The organism is Bifidobacterium sp. H6bp9 (assembly GCF_032193695.1).
Taxonomy (GTDB): domain Bacteria; phylum Actinomycetota; class Actinomycetes; order Actinomycetales; family Bifidobacteriaceae; genus Bombiscardovia; species Bombiscardovia kimbladii.
The window spans coordinates 704,338-722,081 of record NZ_JASTZY010000001.1; the positions used below are offsets into that span (position 1 = coordinate 704,338).

At 59.4% G+C, this 17,744-nt stretch carries 15 protein-coding genes and 1 tRNA gene; 2 read left to right on the forward strand and 14 right to left on the reverse strand.

The genetic code is table 11. From position 1 onward, the window contains the following. Positions 1-108 precede the first annotated feature (108 nt). The 3 genes from QRX40_RS02950 to dnaB are packed head-to-tail and all read right to left on the reverse strand — an operon-like array spanning position 109 to position 3,670. Positions 109-909, reverse strand: coding sequence for a glutamine amidotransferase (locus QRX40_RS02950; RefSeq protein WP_313836170.1), 801 nt, complete (start codon positions 907-909; stop codon positions 109-111). A 26-nt stretch (positions 910-935) separates the two neighbouring features. After that, complete coding sequence (locus QRX40_RS02955) at positions 936-2,327, reverse strand: MurT ligase domain-containing protein (protein WP_313836171.1); 1,392 nt, start codon at positions 2,325-2,327, stop codon at positions 936-938. A gap of 2 nt (positions 2,328-2,329) precedes the next feature. After that, the gene (dnaB, locus tag QRX40_RS02960) at positions 2,330-3,670 is read right to left on the reverse strand and encodes a replicative DNA helicase (RefSeq protein WP_045925168.1); all 1,341 of its coding nucleotides are present in this window, start codon (positions 3,668-3,670) and stop codon (positions 2,330-2,332) included. 417 nt (positions 3,671-4,087) lie between these two features. On the opposite strand from dnaB, the gene QRX40_RS02965 reads away from it, so the two are divergent. After that, positions 4,088-5,479 (forward strand): MATE family efflux transporter, encoded by a 1,392-nt coding sequence (locus tag QRX40_RS02965; protein ID WP_396184248.1) that lies wholly within the window; start codon positions 4,088-4,090, stop codon positions 5,477-5,479. Between the two features lie 90 nt (positions 5,480-5,569). Here the strand turns inward: QRX40_RS02965 and QRX40_RS02970 are convergent, their stop codons facing one another. The 11 genes from QRX40_RS02970 to QRX40_RS03020 all read right to left on the reverse strand — a co-directional run bounded on the left by QRX40_RS02970 (position 5,570) and on the right by QRX40_RS03020 (position 17,156). Further along, positions 5,570-5,908 carry a P-II family nitrogen regulator gene (locus tag QRX40_RS02970; protein ID WP_313836173.1) on the reverse strand — a complete coding sequence of 113 codons (339 nt, stop codon included), beginning with the start codon at positions 5,906-5,908 and terminating at the stop codon, positions 5,570-5,572. Between the two features lie 17 nt (positions 5,909-5,925). Then, positions 5,926-7,191 (reverse strand): ammonium transporter, encoded by a 1,266-nt coding sequence (locus QRX40_RS02975; RefSeq protein ID WP_254477807.1) that lies wholly within the window; start codon positions 7,189-7,191, stop codon positions 5,926-5,928. 190 nt (positions 7,192-7,381) lie between these two features. Beyond that, positions 7,382-8,629 (reverse strand): signal recognition particle-docking protein FtsY, encoded by a 1,248-nt coding sequence (gene ftsY / locus QRX40_RS02980; RefSeq protein WP_313836183.1) that lies wholly within the window; start codon positions 8,627-8,629, stop codon positions 7,382-7,384. Between the two features lie 49 nt (positions 8,630-8,678). After that, positions 8,679-9,242, reverse strand: coding sequence for a hypothetical protein (locus QRX40_RS02985; protein ID WP_313836185.1), 564 nt, complete (start codon positions 9,240-9,242; stop codon positions 8,679-8,681). Between the two features lie 225 nt (positions 9,243-9,467). Then, positions 9,468-10,199: an ABC transporter permease gene (locus QRX40_RS02990; RefSeq protein ID WP_198177162.1), complete on the reverse strand. Its 732-nt coding sequence runs from the start codon at positions 10,197-10,199 to the stop codon at positions 9,468-9,470. After that, complete coding sequence (locus QRX40_RS02995; protein ID WP_198183184.1) at positions 10,196-11,104, reverse strand: ABC transporter ATP-binding protein; 909 nt, start codon at positions 11,102-11,104, stop codon at positions 10,196-10,198. Before QRX40_RS02995 ends, QRX40_RS02990 begins: the two co-directional genes overlap by 4 nt. 1,060 nt (positions 11,105-12,164) lie before the next feature. Continuing rightward, positions 12,165-12,728, reverse strand: coding sequence for a GNAT family N-acetyltransferase (locus QRX40_RS03000; RefSeq protein ID WP_313836189.1), 564 nt, complete (start codon positions 12,726-12,728; stop codon positions 12,165-12,167). A 298-nt stretch (positions 12,729-13,026) separates the two neighbouring features. Then, positions 13,027-13,701, reverse strand: a complete 675-nt coding sequence (locus tag QRX40_RS03005; protein WP_313836190.1) for a response regulator transcription factor — start codon at positions 13,699-13,701, stop codon at positions 13,027-13,029. After that, positions 13,694-14,599, reverse strand: coding sequence for a histidine kinase (locus QRX40_RS03010; protein ID WP_313836191.1), 906 nt, complete (start codon positions 14,597-14,599; stop codon positions 13,694-13,696). The genes QRX40_RS03005 and QRX40_RS03010 overlap by 8 nt, the downstream gene beginning before the upstream one ends. A 398-nt stretch (positions 14,600-14,997) precedes the next feature. Beyond that, the gene (locus QRX40_RS03015; RefSeq protein WP_313836192.1) at positions 14,998-16,419 is read right to left on the reverse strand and encodes an ABC transporter permease; all 1,422 of its coding nucleotides are present in this window, start codon (positions 16,417-16,419) and stop codon (positions 14,998-15,000) included. Continuing rightward, positions 16,419-17,156: an ABC transporter ATP-binding protein gene (locus QRX40_RS03020; protein ID WP_313836193.1), complete on the reverse strand. Its 738-nt coding sequence runs from the start codon at positions 17,154-17,156 to the stop codon at positions 16,419-16,421. The genes QRX40_RS03015 and QRX40_RS03020 overlap by 1 nt, the downstream gene beginning before the upstream one ends. Positions 17,157-17,658: 502 nt before the next feature. On the opposite strand from QRX40_RS03020, the gene QRX40_RS03025 reads away from it, so the two are divergent. Continuing rightward, positions 17,659-17,731, forward strand: a tRNA-Lys gene (locus tag QRX40_RS03025). Positions 17,732-17,744 lie beyond the last annotated feature (13 nt).

Consider the following 17,744-nt stretch of genomic DNA (forward strand, 5'->3'; position numbering starts at 1 on the left):
CTGGTTATCATTGACCGATCCGATTCAACACCATAGCAAGAGGGACCGCAGCGCCTTGGCTCCTTGGCACGCCCCTGTGCCGGAACCGAAGGAACCGCAGGCTCCTCTTCATCTGGGCCTTGATGCGGCAATACGGCTGGCCTGATCCGCCAGGGAGTCCAGACGCTCCAGCTCGCTCCGGCTCTTCTGGTCCATGGTTTCCTGCATCTGGGCGAACGTGCCCTGGCCGTACCGCCTTTCGGCCGCACCCTTGATAAGGAAGTCCGTGATGGCCGAATTCTTCGGCAGCAGCGACCCATGCATGTAGGTGCCGATGACCTTCTTCCATCGGGCCCCCTCCGTGTGGTCCTTGCCGTTGTTGCCGCGGCCATCCTCGGTCACCATGCCCAGGGGATGGGCCCCCTCCCCCAGATAGGTCAGGCCCGAGTGGTTCTCGTAGCCAACCACTCTGCCGAAGTCCTCTGCCTGCTCCACCAGGTTGCCGATCATCCGCTCGGGCTGGGCGATGGTGTGCACGTCAAGGATGCCGACCCCCTCCAGGCGCTCATGGTCGGAGGTCTCGAAATAATGGCCGAAGAGCTGATAGAGCCCGCAGATCATCAGCATGGGCACATCCTGGTCAGCCAGATCACGCAGATCCCCGCCCCGCTTCCTCAGGTCGTCGATGATCCGTTCCTGGCCATGGTCCTGGCCGCCGCCGCCCAGAATCATATCGATCCGCTCGGGCCAGGCATCACCGGGATCGTAATAGCGGACCATGGGGCGGAACCCGTACAGCTCAGCCCTGCGGGTCACGCTGAGTATGTTCCCTGAATCCCCGTAGATGTTCATGTCACGGTGGTAGAGGGAGAGGATCTGCAATGGCGGATGGTCTCCCACAGCCTTGGCCTTATCCTGTGTCTGCCGCATTCCTGCGCTCCTTTTGGTCCGCTCGCTCATGCGCCCACCCCCGCATCGTCAACGCTCGCGATCCTGCCGAGGGCGGACCGCAGCCGGAGCATAGATGTGTAAGTGCAGTAGATTCGCTTGGGTCGGCCGGGATGCACCTCAAGGAATGCTGTCAGCGCCCGATCCAGGTCGGTCTCGATCGCCTCCGTGGGCACCTGGTCATAGGCCAGGCGCAGGGCCATGTCATAGGCCCGGGTGCCGGAGACCATGGCCACGCCGGTATCCCTGAGCGAGGTGAAGTCCACATCCCAGAGCCAGCTCATGTCACGCCCGTCCGCATACTCGTCGCGGATGGCGATCATGGTGTCCTGTCCGGCAGGGTCGAAGGAGGACAGGGCCAGGCGGAAGCCCATGGGGTTCTTGACCAGGACCAGCTCAACCGGCGCGCCCTGGTAGGTGATGACCTCCCCGCGGCCGAAGGCGGGCGTCACCTTGGACAGGGCGTCCATGAGCACTGCATCATCTGGTTCCCTGTCCTCCAGAACGACCCTCACCAGGGCCAGGGCAGCAGCCGCATTGTAGAGGTTGTAGACGCCCTCCAGACGCAGATCGGTCTCCAGGAGCCGACCGTCCAGGCGGAAGGCGGCCCTGTGGTCCATGACCCTTTCCAGGGTAACCTCGGCTGGCAGCCGGTGACCGGGGCGGACCGGGCGGGAAGCGCTGGCCGCACCGGCACCATCAGCATCCTGATCCGAGGCATGCATGTCGTCATCGGTGGGGAAATAGCTCAGCAGATCGTCCGACAGGCCGAAGTAGGCCACACCGGTCTGGGCCGGCGTCTGAGCAGCCAGGCTGGCGATGCGCGGATCCTCACGGTTGAGGACCACCGTGCCCGTGGTGGCCTGGGCCACCTGACCCAGCAGCCGGGCAGTAGTATCGATTTCCCCGAACCGGTCCAGCTGGTCACGCATGACATTGAGCAGGAGGGCGTAGCGGGGCTTGACCTGTCGCACGAAGTGGACCGCATAGGCCTCGTCCAGCTCCAGGACGGCAATGTCAGCGTGCAGACGGCCGGAGAGCCCCAATGTAGAGACCAAGGCCGAAACAACGCCGCGGGTGAAGTTGGACCCGGTCGGATTGGTGAAGACCTTGAGGCCCAGGGATTCCAGCATGGAGGCGACCATTCGGGTAGTGGTGGTCTTGCCGTTGGTCCCCGAGACCAGAACCACCCCGCGAGGCAGCCCCGACAGGGTCCTGGCCAGGAAGTCCGGATCGATCCGCTCAACCACCTTGCCAGGCAGGGCAGAACCGCCGTGATGGGACAGACGCGCAACGAAACGCACCGCCTTGCCGACCAGAAGGGCCAGGAGCGAGCGCCAAGGCCTACGGGGACGACCGGGCTGATCGGCAGGCTGCGCCTTGGAAGTCGTGGACCGCATGATCAGACCCCTCCCTGCTGGTAGTCCTGGGGCATGTCCTTGAACTTGGACTTCTCGCCCAGGAAGGCCAGCTTGAAGGTGTCGGTGGGGCCGTTGCGGTGCTTGGCCAGAATGATGTCGGCCTCACCCGGGCGGTCCTCCTTGTTGTAGAAGTCCGGCCGGTGGACCAGGAAGACCACGTCGGCGTCCTGCTCGATGGATCCCGATTCACGCAGGTCGGAGAGCATGGGCTTCTTGTCGTTGCGCATCTCGGGACCACGGTTGAGCTGGCTCAGCGCCACCACCGGGACCTCCAGCTCCTTGGCCAGCAGCTTCAGGGCGCGCGAGAAGTCGGAGACCTCCTGCTGGCGGGATTCGACCCGCTTGCCCGAGGTCATCAGCTGCAGGTAGTCGATGACCACCAGCTTCAGGTCGTTGGTCTGCTTGAGCCGACGGCACTTGGCCCGGATCTCCATCAGGCTCATGTTGGGCGAATCGTCCAGGAAGAGCGGGGCGTCCTGGAGTCTGCTCCAGAAGGTGTTCAGGGTGTTCCAACGCTCAGGGGTGATGTCGTCCGCCCGGCGCAGGGCCACCAGGGGGATGTCGGTCTCGGCCGAGATGATGCGCTGGGCCAGCTCGTTCTTGCTCATCTCCAGGGAGAAAACCACTGTGGTCATGTTGTTGTGGAGGGCCGCAGCACGGGCGAAGTCGATGCCCAGGGTGGACTTGCCCATGGCGGGGCGGCCGGCCACCACGATCATCTGTCCGGGCTGCAGGCCCTGGGTCACGTCGTCGATGCTCTTGAAACCGGTGGGCACGCCCCGCTCCATGTCGCCGTTCTGCAGCTTGTCCAGCTGGTCCAGGGTGTCGTGGACGACCGGCCCGATGGCCTCGTAATCCTGGCGGACCCTGCCCACGCTCATCTCGTAGACCTCGGCCTGGGCCAGGTTGACGATGTCCTCCGCCTGGGAGCCCTCGGCCGAGTAGCCCAGCTGGGCGATCTTGGTGCCGGCCGCGATCACATTGCGCAGGATGGCCCGCTGGTGGACGATTTCCGCATAGTAGGTGGCGTTGGCGGCTGTAGGGACCGAGGCCACCAGGGAATGCAGATAGTCGGTGCCCCCCACCTTCTCCAGGTCCCCGGACTTGAGCAGCTCGTTGGCCACCAGGACCGCATCCACCGGCTGGGAGGCCGAGAAGAGGGTGACTATGGCCTCATAGATGGTCTGGTGCTTGGGCTGATAGAAGTCGGATATGTCGATCATCTGGCTGACCTCGCCGATGGCATCCTTGCTCATGAGCATGCCGCCCAGCACAGCCATCTCCGCATCGTCGTCATGCGGGGGCACCCGGTCGAAGAGCATGTCACGGCCGGTCTGGGTATGATCGGTTGGACGCTGTTCGGGATGGGTGTAGTCGGTGTAGTCGTCGGAAGCCATAGCCACGATTCTACGAAGAGGGCCGTCCTTGACAGCCCTAAGAGGAGGATTTCACCCAAGGCATTCACCAGGGCGCGCCGACCGTACTGGATGGAGCACAGGGTCGCTCCTGCATGTGTACAGAAAAATAAGTTATCCACATTCAAGGCGTGTCCTAGAGGACATGTGCGCAACTTATCCACCTCATGGGTATAACTCTGTGCAAAACTTGGGGACAGTCTTCCACATCATCAATCCAGCTTGCACTCAGGGCTGTTTGGTGATATGTCATCTGCCGGCAGGGCGTCCACGGACTGGCTTTCAGGGGTTGTGCATTCAGTCCAGAGCATTAGCATGGCGTCCATGCGCAGCCACAGGAACATTCCCGAAACCAAGACCGGATCAATCACGCCGGAAGAACGGCGGGCGACCTACCGGACCATTGCCGGACTGGCCATACCCACCTTCGGCCAGCTGATCGCCTCCCCGCTCTTCGTCATGATCGACACCGCCATCGTGGGCCACATCAGCGACTCGGCCCTGGCCGGGCTCTCCATCGGATCCACGGTGGTGCTGACCACCGTGGGCCTGTGCATCTTTCTGGCCTACGGAACCACCTCCCAGGTGGCCCGGCTCATGGGCGCCGGCCGCCGACGGGAGGGCATGCAGGCCGGTGTGGACGGCATGTGGCTGGCCTTCGTCATCGGCCTGGTCGTCTGCGCCCTGCTCCTGACTTTGAGCCGGCCCATCTGCAGCCTGATGGGAGCCCGCGGGCCGGTCCTGCAGGCGGCGCAGACCTATCTGAATGCCCTGGTCTTCGGCCTTCCGGCCATGCTTATGGTCTACGCGGCCAACGGCATCTTCCGCGGACTGCAGAAGGTAAAGATCACCCTGGTGGCCGCCGTGTCGGGCGCCATCCTCAACACCGCCCTGGAGGTCCTTTTGGTCTTCGGCCTGCACATGGACATTCTGGGCTCGGGCCTGGCCACCCTGATCGCCGAGTGGGCCATGGGGCTCTTCCTGACCATCCCCGCCCTGGTCTGGGCCCGTCGGGAAGGCGCCCAGCTGCGGCCCCGGCTCTCAGGCATGGCGGCCAGCATGGGCGACGGCTTCCCCCTCTTCCTGCGGACCCTGGCCCTGCGGGTCTGCCTCTTTATGACCGTAGTGGCTGCGGCCCACCTTGGCGAGCAGGTGCTGGCGGCCTACCAGGGGGTCAACTCGGCCTGGAACTTCGGACTGAACATGCTGGATGCCGTGGGCATCGCCGGTCAGTCACTGGTAGCCACCGAACTGGGCGCCGGACGGCGGTCGCGGGCACGGGTCATGACCGACCTGTCAGCCAGGGCCGGCATGGTCATGGGAGTGCTGGTCGGACTGGTCATGATCGCCTTGGGCCTCTTCGCCGCCCCCCTGTTCAGCCCCACGCCGGCCATCAGATCGCTGATCACCGTGGGCATGATCGTCCAGGGAGTCTTCATGCCCGTCGCCGGATGGATGTGGGCCCTGGACGGGATCCTGATCGGGGCCGGGGACTATCGCTACCTGGCGGCCACCTGCTCCCTGACGGCTGTGATCTACCTGATCGGGCTGCTGGGCATGACGGCTCTGGCCATGAACTGGACGCCCACCTGGCGGATAGCCATGCTCTGGGCCGTCCTCAATGTCCTCTTCATTGGCGTCAGGGCCATCTGCAATGGCTTGAGAACGCGCACCGATGTCTGGATGGGGACCATTGGCCAGGCCAGCCAAGCCTGAAGAGCCATAGAAAAGCAGGACCCCGACCGCTCGACCATGAAATTGGCCACAGCGACGGAATCCTGCGAAACTGGTCAGCAGGCGGCTGCCTCAGATGGCGTCGACGCCGGTCTCCCCTGTACGGACCCTGACCACCGAGTCCAGGGTCTGCACCCAGACCTTGCCGTCGCCCACGGTGTTGGTGGCGGCAGCTTGGACGATGGCGTTGACCAGCTCGTCGACCCGGCGATCCTCGGTCAGCACCTCCAGGCGCACCTTGGGAACCAGATCCACCTTGACAGTGCTGCCCCGGTAGACCTCCTTATGGCCGCCCTGCCGGCCATAGCCCTGGGCTGTCGAGACGGTCATGCCGTGCACGCCGACCTCGGTCAGGGCCTGTTTAATCTGATCCAGCCGCCCGGGCTGAATGATGGCGGTAATGAGTTTCATGCTGCCTTCCTTTCTGATCAGTTCAGAATGGACCCGAAGTCGTAGGCGCTCTCACCCTGATCGCTCTGATCGACGCCGATGACCTCCTGATCCTTGCTGACTCGCCAACCAATGGTCTTCTCCAGCGCAAAGGCGATCACACCGGTTACTGCAGCTGCGTAGATGATCGCAATCAGCGCCACCAGGAACTGAACCAGCAACTGCCGGAAATTGCCGCCGGCCAGGAAGCCCGTGCCGGTACCAAAGAAGCCTATCAGCAGCGTGCCCAATAAACCACCCACACCGTGGATGCCCACCACATCCAAGGAGTCGTCATAGGCGAAACGGAACTTGAGCCCGCAGGCCAGGCAGCAGACGAAACCAGCCAAGAGGCCGATGACCATGGCCCAGAGCGGGGAGACCACGTCGGCCGCTGGAGTGATGGCCACCAGGCCGGCGACCATGCCGGATGCAGCACCCATGGCGGTGTAGTGCCCGGTGCGGATCCGTTCAGTAAAGAGCCAACCCAAGGTGGCGGCGCTGGCGGCCATGGTCGTGGAAACCCAGGCATATCCAGCTGTGCCATTGGCGGCGAAGGCAGACCCGGCATTGAAGCCGAACCAGCCGAACCAGAGCAGGAAGGCACCCAGCATGACCATGGGCACATTGTGGGGGCGTATGGACTCCTTGGGGAAGCCGATGCGCCTGCCGATGATGAGCACAATGACCAGGGCTGCTACTGCCGCGTTGATGTGGATGACCGTACCGCCTGCGAAGTCGTGCGCTTGGGCTCCGATGGCGTTGGAGATGGGTCCATCGGCAGCCAGCAGTCCGTGATTCCAAACCATGTGGGCCATGGGCGCGTAATCCAAGGTGACCCAGAGGGCCACGAAGATCATCCAGGTGCTGATTCTGACTCGCTCTGCCAAGGCTCCCGAGATCAGGGCCACGCAGATCATGGCGAAGGCGGCCTGGAAGGCAATGTCCACCGTATGCGGGTAAGCGGCGTTCGCGGAATCAAGCGAGGTGAAGACCCCGTCCTTGGCCGTGACCGTGTCCTTGAGCAGGAAGCCGGTGATGGGGTCGCCGAAGACGCCTCCGATGTCCTTGCCGGCAAAGGAAATCGACCATCCCCAGAAGGCCCAGATAACCCCGGTCACGGCAATGGCCAGCGTGGACATCATCATCATGTTGAGCACGGCCTTGGCTCGGACCATACCCCCATAGAAGAAAGCCACCGCCGGAGTCATCAGGAAAACCATGGATGCCGCTACCAGCATCCAGGCAGCATTTCCAGAATCCATGCCTACACCTCTCTTTTCCCCATCCGGGCGGGCAGTCCCCAATAAAGAGGACTTTCCTCCGGACAGCCTACGTCAGATTCTCTTCCACTTCCCGATTCATCAAACAGGAAGAGGATGACGGTCAGGTCACCGCCGCATTACCTGCGGGTGACTATTGGATGACCACCGTATGACCAACCGGCCGGCTGGACTACTCGTCTCCCAGGATGCCGTCGACAAAGGACTCGGGATCGAAAACGGCCAGATCGTCGGGCCCCTCGCCCAGCCCGACCAGCTTGACGGGCACGCCCAGCTCCCGCTGGACAGATATGACAATGCCGCCCTTGGCCGAGCCGTCCAGCTTAGTCAGGACAATGCCTGTGACCCCGATGGCCTGGGCGAAGACCTTGGCCTGGATCATCCCGTTCTGCCCGGTAGTGGCATCCAGAACCAACAGAACCTCATCCACGGGCAGGTTCTTCTCGATCACCCGCCGGATCTTGCCCAGCTGATCCATCAGATTGGCCTTGTTCTGCAGGCGCCCGGCTGTGTCCACGATGAGGACATCCGCCTGATCGTTTTTGGCCCGTTCCGCGGCTTCGAAGGCCACCGAGGCCGGGTCGGCGCCGTCGCGGTCGCTGCGGACCACGGGCACGCCCACCTTGCCGCCCCAGGTCTCCAGCTGATCAGCGGCGGCGGCGCGGAAGGTATCGGCGGCACCCATGACCACTGACTTGCCATCGGCCACGAAAAGCCTGGCCAGCTTGCCCGCCGTGGTGGTCTTGCCGGTGCCGTTGACGCCCACCATAATAATGACCGACGGCCTGTTGGCCTGGGGTCGGGCAGCCACAAGAGTTCGGTCCATATTGGGATCGACCAGATCGATCAGGCGCTGACGAAGGCCACGACGCACGGCTGCGGGGTCCTTCTGCCCTGTGATCCGGGCATCGTCGCGCAGCTGCTTCACCAGCTGTTCGCTGGCCTCGGCACCCACATCCGCCATGAGCAGGGTGTCTTCCACATCCTCCCAATCGGATTCGCTCAGATGGTCCTTGGTCAGAATGGCAAAGAGGGCCTTGCCGAAGGGGTTGGGGCTCTTGGCCAGCCTGGCCTTGAGCCTGGTCATACGCGATGCAGAGGACTCCGGGTGAGCCAGTTCCTCCTGCGCCGACGATGCCGCTTGCTCGACTGAGGACGACTGACTGGATGCCTTTGAATCGACTGAGTCGGAACCCGCAGAAGCGTCCGGATTGGCAGAAGCACCCGATGCATGCGAGGCAGATCCGGCTGCCTGGTCACCCGACGAAGCTGCTGGGGAAGCATCAGGCTCTTCCGCCCTGCCGGGACGCGTGGAATCCCCCTGGGACCGGCGTTTACGGACCGCCACCAGAATGCCGACCACGGCCAGTACCAGGACGATCAGCACCGCGATAAGAATAAGGAGCTGCTGTGTTGTCATAGGTACCAGCCTAAAGGCGAAAAGGGACACGGACGGTCACCACCAACGATCACTTTCCGCTTGGATAGCTCGTTCCCGCCTGCGAACCGCTCTTGACTGCTGGCATGACGTCGGAGGTGGTGGACTGAGGCTCCCGTCGCTGCGAACGCGAAGGCTCAGGGCTGGATGATCGCAGGGTGGAGTTCCTGGGAGCTGGAGGCCCAGAGGCCGTAGAAGCCGACTGCATGGCATTATTCTTCTGTCTCGGATTGACCGATGATGAAGAATCGCTGCTTGGTGGCGGAGGCACATTGATCTCGTCTGTGGAATCGGAGGCCAGCATACCCCGAACCTCCACCACGGAGGATGCATTGACATAGACCGGATAGGGATGTGCGCGGTCTTCAGCGGTTGGCGCATCCTCGCCCGAACCAGGAGCGAAAGACAGGTGCCCTCCTGCTATACGTGGCAGTTTATTCTCTCGTTCCTGCTGACGGCGGGCGGCCCGACGTACACGCTCATCCAGAGACTGGGAGAAGGCACGGTCCTGGGACTCACCAAGCGCCAAGCGCATGACAAATACGATGAATGCCGCAACCACCAGCACCCATACCAGGACAATCAGCCAGACCATACCTGCCATTCTCTCAGAAGAACCCCTCAGACGCGCTAAGACACGAGGAATCTATCGGTCTCTTTCACACTGGCAGGTCAGCAGATGCTCAGGACCCCTCTTACACCCAAGGCAGTCGCAGGCAAGTAGGAAGACTATCGCAGGAATTACGCTCAGCAAGGTCCGCAACTACCATTCGAGAAATCTCCTGCAATGGCGACAAAAGATGCATAGCCATCAAAAGTATCATTTCCAGCGAAATCCGTAGATGGAAACAAGCCCTGAGGCAATGCAGCCCACGGCCAGGTAGAGGATCCCGAGCCAGGCATGAGGCCAGGTGCCCGATCCGATCAGCATCATCGATAAGGCCTCCCGCATGTGATATAGGGGCGTATACGGGGCGATGGTCTGCACCCAGGACGGCAGCATATTGACAGGCATCATAGCTCCGCCAATGAAGCCCAGGGGCAGAATAATGATGTTCGCGAGGATGGATACCCCTGCGATGGAGTAAATTATCATGGCGATAATGACACCCAGGAAAAAGAACAAAAGATAGCCAAGGACCAGGGGAAGCAATCCCGACAAAAACGTCGGTTTCAGCCTCATTCCCATGACCATCCCCAAGACGACAAGCACTACAGCCTGCGCCAGAAGGACGACGATACCCACAACAGCCTGGGAGAGGATAATCACATTCCAGGATAGAGGAAAATTGCGAACCGTCTGCAGCATGCCATTCTCACGCCAGAGGGCAAGGTGCGAAGCACCCGCAAAAATACCCACGTAGGCCGCACCAAACGCAATGACATTGGCGCTGATTTGACTGGCAATATCAACTCCAGGAACGTAGCTCTTAAAAGACAGGACCAGGACCAGCAACAAGGCTATAGGAAAGAGAAAGGTGAAAACCAAAGTGGACCAGTCACGAATATCGTAGTGGAACATCAACTTGAATAGAGTTTTGAAGCTGTTCATTTGACGTTCTCCTTTTCGAGAAGGCGAAGGTAGACATCCTCCAGACGCCCATCCTTGACTTGTGCCTGGCTTGTATTGATCCCGGAATCAACCAATTTCGCGAAAGTAACTCCGGTATCCCGGGTGCGTACTGTTAGACCATCGGGCGTGACCTTTACATAGTCGTCCCCCACGAGATGGGCTACTTGATCAGCGTGATCCAAGGCATTTGGAAGAAGAATGGTCGATTCCATCTCTGCTTGCGCAATAAGCTTGCTGGGACTGGCTGTTACGAGAATATGCTTATCCGCCAAGATCGAAACCATGCTGCACAACCGCTCCGCCTCATCCAGATGGTGCGTCGTATAAAGAACCGTGGCGGCCAATTGCTGATTCGATTTGAGCAAGCTCACAAGATCATGGCGTGACTCCGGATCGAGGGCGGCAGTGGGCTCATCTAGAAAGAGCAGCCGAGGATGATGGACGACGGCCGTAGCGATAGCCAATCTCTGCTGTTCGCCGCCGGATAATGATTCAACCTTGTTGGATGCCACATGATCCAGTTTCAATGCATCAATAAGATCGTCCACACGCGACCGGGGCACCTGGTAGATATCCGCCACTGCGGTAAGGTGCTCAAGGAGCGTCGTTTTAGGGAAGAAGGACGACTTTTGAGGCTGGATGCCTATTTGGCGGAGCAGGGCCAAGTTGCGTGGATAGGGCGTCTTGCCCAGAACAGAGACCGTTCCCTCAACCGGTTTTTGCAGTCCTTCCAAGACGGTGAACAAGGTTGTCTTTCCAGCGCCATTTGGCCCGATGACCCCATGGAAGGCCCCTTCTTCAACCTCCAATGAAAGATGAGAGAGAATCGTTTTGTTCTTTATTCGAACAGTAAGGTTCGATACGCTTACTTCGATATTGCCCATTCCAGAGCCTTTCAGCGTCAATACTGATGTGGTAAAGCGCGGGTTGTGTCGTCTATTGCTGCTTGTCTATTCATGACTATTTCAATTTGCTGAGTCTGCGCAGGTGGAGGAAAGAATCAGTCCAAATTCCGGCCCAGCATAGTATGGTGATTTTGGCTCCGATGGTCTTTTCCATGAGACCATCTGCTTCAACTACGATAGCTTATTAATCCATATTCTTTCCTCATCCATGAGCCCAGAATTTCAGGCATTTTCTAATAAAATACAAGCTGGATCAGACATAAAACCGCCACCGTCCCACAAATTATGGCATCCAAGAGCACGTACTGGCAAACAATGATTCCACTACTGGTTTACCTGCAGCTGGAACAGCATATTCCCATTTATCAAGCGGGCCGCAAGGGGCGGACGGGTACATCTACTTTGTTCCCAATCGGCACTTTGGTAAGAGAAGCCATACCAGTATCAGCAAAAGCGGATATTGAGAAAAGTGCGATGCTTGTTCCCCCGGCTCATGCTCACCAGTGGGGAGGTTGACCACCGACAACAGTAGACCGCGCGAACGAACAGCGACGGCGATGATGCGAAACTCTGCAAGTTATCGACGGAACCCACTATTTCGCCCTTTTCGCGTATTGGCTATCTCGAATGATGCTGGCCTTCACCGTTTCGCCGCCAGTCTCTTACCATCATGAAGACAATCATCATTAGCCAAGCTACTGGGTATGTGCATAAACTCCAGAACTGTGAACCGGTGGCAAACGATATAACATGGGCGAGAATTAATGCCAGGGCAAAAAACCTGACAGCAATGACTTGCGGCTTATCGGATGGTTTCTGTGTCGAAGCTGTTTGTCTCATGGCGGTTCCTTTACCGTCGTACATAATGCACGGAATGTGCATAAAAACAAAATATACACTAACCGGCATTCGCTCAAAATAAGCTTAAAATAAGTTCGCGTTCTGGATGCGCATATACGTCATAGCCGGAGAAAATCATTGCAGAGAGCCTAGCCAGGAAGCAATTACATGAAAGCTGCTTTTGCATCCAAGATTGCGTTTACCGATCTGTTCGTTTCGTAGACAAATCAATCCAATACCGTTCTACTGGCTGACCAGATCTGCTGGGGAGCACATTCTCCAGTTGCCCGCCACGCGAAAGGATGGTCCGGCGGCTGGCCAGATTCGACGGGGAACAAGTAATCAGGACCCTACTCATGCCCAGAGTGGCAGCTTGTCGAAGACATTCATCCAGCATCAGCCCGGCATAGCCCAGCCGGCGACAATCCGGACGAACTGAATAGCCGATGTTGCCGCCCACTCGCAGAAGCGCCTGCGTAAGCTGCAACCTCAGCTGAATCATCCCCGCCAGTTTGCCGCTGGGATCCAGGGCGGCGAACTGCAGAGCTGGCACAAACCCCGGCGGCAGATCATCGCCACGCGCCTGACGAGCCACCTCGGGCAGACCCGACCGACGAACTTCATCCAGGCTGTGGCAGTCCTCCAAGGGGCCGAGACCAGCCGCTTCATCCTGAGGCTGAGAACGGCAGGCCTGCAGATATTCCCAGATCATTTCGGCATCCACTGCCCCCGGCTGGTCCATCCTCACCAGAAGGATTCCCATGGTCCACCTCTTCTGTCGAGTGCTTGGCCACCCTTTGTGCTTCAGCTTACAAGAGCAGCATTCAACGGAACTGGGGTTTCCAAAGTGAACAAGCGCCACAGGGACATCGCGCGCATGGGTGAATAGTCGGAACTCAATACAGCAAGAATCACAATGTTCAATAAGGTTCTTCCACACTTAAGTTCTGGTCTTTAGTTCCCAGCTTCAGCTTCATCAGGTCAACGAAAGCGTCGCTCTGGAATCTATCGTTCTTTCTACTTTTCTCATCCCAATGCCCCGAATGGCTGGTTAAAGACCGTCAGTCAGACATTCCGGCCTGAAACCATGTGATGACAATTTGTGTACGGTCTCGCAGGCCAGTCTTGTCGAGCATGCGGCTTACATAGCGCCGGACGGAGGTGATTTCGAGAGTGAGGCGCTGGGCTATTTCCTGGTTGGAGAGCCCTTGAGCGATGAGCCCGGCTATCTCGTACTCCCTGGGGGTCAACTTATCCAGCTGCTGTCTGGCCTGCGGATCACTGACCTTATGCCGGGCGTAGGCTCTGTCGCGATTGATGAGCTCTGCTGTGACACGGGGGGTGAGCACCGCGTCTCCATCGGCCACTGCGTGAATGGCTCGGTGCAGATCTCTCGTGGATACGTCCTTGAGCAGAAAGCCGTAGGCGCCTGCGTGCAGACCGGTGAAGGCGTAATCGTCTTCGTCATAGGTGGTCAGGATCAGCGTGCGAATGTCGGGGAACTCCTTGGCAATGACCGCAGTGGCACTGATGCCGTCCATCACCGGCATGCGAACGTCCATCAGGATCACCCGAGGCAACGGCTGGGCGGCTGCTTTCATCTCTCGAAGCATGGTCACTGCCTCCTGACCGTTGGAGGCTTGTCTGACGACCTGTAAATCGTGGTCGGCCTCGATCATGCGCACCAACCCCTTGCGGAGGAGCGCAAGGTCGTCGACCAGCATCAGGTCAATCATGGGCATTGCCCTCTTTCTCGCCGGCGCAAGGCAGGATGGCTTCTACAGTCCATCCTCCATTCTTGCCCGGTCCGCAACTCAGACTCCCTCCCATCAGTCGGCATTGCTCGCCAATCTGCTTGAGGCCCACTCCTGGATGGTCATGAATGGCCGGTTTCCAATCGCCCGAGGCTTGTCGATGTGCATTCCCATGCCCATCGTCGCGGATGCTGATTCGGAGGGTGCCGCCCTGCTCATAGTCGCGGGAGATGACGATGGTGCTCGGGTCTGAGGCGTGCCGGAGCGTGTTAGTGATGGCCTCCCTGCTGTTTATGAAGCAGAGGTTGTCCTGTCTGGGATCGTGCTGCTGATGCCCTGTTTCGGTAGACACGACAGCCAGACCAGCTGCGCGGGCATGGGCGATTACGGTGTCGAGTTCGTCGAGCGTGTGCAGCCTGGAACCAAACCTGCGCCCATCATCATCGGGCTCTTGAGGGATTGCCTCATGCTCTTGGACAAGGGTACGGACGGCTTGCCGAGTGTCGGCCAATCCATCCCTGGCAACCTGATTAATGTCCTTAAGCACTTCTTGCAGCTCTTCGATCTCAACCGAATCAGCGAATCCCTGGGTCAGGGCGATGATCGTGGTGAGGTCGTGGCCCACGCTGTCGTGCAACTCCCCTGCTACCTGGGCGCGCGATACAGCCTGATCCCTTTGCCTGGCAAGCATCTCAGAGCGGATCCGCTCCTGCTCCTCACGCTGCTGCATCTCGCGTCGAATCCGGTAGAACCTGACAGCTACGGCAACGGCCGCGACCGCCATGATGACAGCCATCCGGGCCGACCATTCCAGAAAGAGCACGTGCCCGGCATGCATGCTGACGGTGACCAGGCTGACGGCCGCAACTGCCTCACCCACGCCTGCCGCAATCCTGGGTGCCGACGATAAGCAGACACAGAAATAGAGAGCCCCTACAAGTGGTATCAGGAAGCTATCGTCCGAGGTGGCAAATGACAAGCCGAGGTATAGCAGGGTCTCCATGGTCGTGATGAGCAGGGGAAGCTGTCTGCTCCAGTACAGCAGGCAGGAAGACAGAAGTCCAATCAGGCCGATGTCCGTCTTCCAAACGGGCAAAGGAATGTTCCCAGCCCAGACTGGAGGAAACGTGGGGGCGCTGACATAGAGAAGCGTATAAGTCAGGCTCAGCAGAGGCATGACGAACCTGGTCAAGCGTTGATTGCTCAACAGCTCAAATAGGTTGGTTGCCATGCCCTTCATCGCGCCCCCTCACGCTGTCATGCCGAGGATCCCCAGGTTCATTCGCCAGTGTACTGTGCTATCACACAGGCAGGGGAACGACCTGCTGATTTGCGCACCTTGATCCACGAAGCCAGTGATGCCGCCAAAGTCAGAAGCAGGAAGACCAGCGCCCAGTGGACCCAAGGTATGCCGATGCTGGCAGCGCCAAAGACCTTGCGGAATCCGACAGCGTAAGCCATGACGGGCAGGATGCTGGAGGTGAAGGATATCAATACGGCGGTAGTTGCCATGACGAACCCTTCGAGGGCGGACATGAGCTCGAGTTGATTCGGGTCCGCACCAGCGATCGAGATGAGGGACAGATCCAGGCTTCGACCATGGGCTGAGATCAGGTATCCGGCGCACACTCCAGCCAGCGTGACGACCAGCGCGGGGCCCAGAAGGGTAATGAGCATGGAGAAATCAGAGCTGCTGACATCCAGGTTGGGAGGCAACAGGCGACTGGAATCGGCGCTGGTCTGGTAGAAGGAATCGGTCATCATCAGCAATGAAACCCCCACGACCAGCGGTATGACCGTGGAGCTGAGACTACGCATGCGGGCGCTGGCTTGCCGGCAAGCGATCAGCCATGAGGGGCTGTGAAGAGCGACGAGCCTGGTCCAGCCGCTGGTGACCGCACCCAGCAGGGAGGGACCCGCCAAACAGATTGCGGCCAGCAGGAGCATGAAGCCGAAAGTGCTTCCCATGGCGATAGGCAGAATGGGTGCCGCGGTGTGCAAACGGACCAGTTGCTCACCAGAAATGGTCCGCGCTTGCATAATCGGCATCAGTATGACTGCCAAGGCTGCCAGCAAACACAAGGCAGCGGCGATACGACGAGTAAAACCTGCTGTTTTTGGAGGGATAATTGCGGCCCGCAGGGATTCCACGGGACTGATCCTGCTGATGGTCCGGATGGTCAGCAGCGTGCCGATCAAGGCCACCACTACTCCGCATAAGGTTCCTGCTGTCCAGGAAGCCAGCTGGTGGCTGGCGATAAAAGGCTGTCTACCGATCAGGAACTGTGAGGTCTGCCAGGCATAGAGGGGACGGGCCAGCAGAAAAGAGGCCGCCAGCGAGACTCCACTAGCCGCGAGCGCCAAAATGAATACGCGCATACAAGTCAGCGAGGTCAGTTGCCAGGGCGTGGCGCCTTGCAGAGTCAGGAGGGCAAGGTTGCGTCTGCGCTGGTTAATCACCGACGAAACGACTTGCAGAATGATCAATACTGCGGCAACGAGAAGAGCCACGAAAGGAATCATCAAATTTTGGTAGGCAGTGCGGCCTTGCTCGGCCATGCCGGGGAGATCGCCCAGGGCCTTGGCTGAAGAGAGCATCATGGCAAGCAGGCCGACCATGGTTTGCGAGGCGATCAACACCAGGATGACGCCAGACCAAGCCAGGGGGGCATCCTTGAAATCTCGCAGAAGAAGTCGCATCAGATGCCCACTTTCGGCATGGGAACCTTGTCGGCTGTGGCTATGCGACCGTCGCTCAGGTGCACCAGAGTGTTGCAACGGGAGGCGACTTCCGGGCTGTGGGTGACCATAATCACTGCGTGGCCCGGTCGATCGGCGAAGGCGGCGAGCTCATTGACGACCGCATTGCCGGTCTCCTGGTCTAGGGCGCCAGTAGGCTCATCGGCGAAGATGATATCTGGATCCGAAATCAATGCGCGAGCCAGAGCCACACGCTGCTGTTCGCCCCCTGACAGGAGGGTCACATTGGCCTTGAGCAGCCCCCTGATGCCCAGTCTGTCCAGCAACTTGGCCGCCTGATCCTCCGGCCAGCGGGTCTTGCGCAGAATAAAGGGCAGCTTGAGGTTGTCCTCCACACTCATCGAAGGCACCAGATTATAGGACTGGAAAACGAAGCCCAGGTGCGCACGGCGGAACCGTGCCGATGCCGCAGGCCCCATGGCAGAGATGTGCCGACCCAGGACTTCCACCTGGCCCGAGCTGACTGGTTCGAGACCAGCCAGGCAGTAGAGCAGGGTTGATTTGCCGCTACCCGATGGCCCTACAATCCCGGTCATGGCTCTCCAGGAGGCGGTGAATTCCACATTGTCCAAGAGAGTTATGGTCTCCCCTTTCCTGGGTGAAACCTGCTTGCATAGGCTGGATGCGCGGATGGGGAAGGGCTCGCCCTGGCCGGAAGGATCGACGGTACGCTTCATAGCAGTATCCCGCGCCTGCAAACGGGTGAATGTCCGTATGAGACTGTGACGCTCTGTACGTGCGGCAATGCGTATTGAGCCGGATGTTTCATCGGAGCTCCCTCCCTCAGCGCACTTGCGAGGACAAGAGGTCGCCTCGCAGAGATGATTCTTTCAATCCGAGTACGGGGAATCAACGTTGCTCGCCAGTTCGCCATCTGCAGATGGCAAAACATGGACCAGCCAACGCCTCACGGTGAAGAATGCCTCACAACAACCTTGGCAGAAACTCTGGCATACAGGTTCGTTTATTGTCCGGCACAGATCCCGTCGCACAAGTTCAGCGCCTAGCCGCCCCTACCGCCCTCCACCCACCTCAACAACCTTCCTAAGCGGGCGGAAGGGTAGCGCTTCATATTGATATTCTTCATCTATCTGTACAGGTTTTCAGTGATGCTTCGCCCGAGAACCGGCTTGCCGTGAACTGGAAAAATCCAGATCAAACATGTAGTGTTGAGCTGTTGCCCCTCTGGCTCAATGGTTAGAGCAGCGTCCTTTTAAGTCGTGGGTTGTGGGTTCGAATCCCACGGGGGGCACTTTAGATTCTTT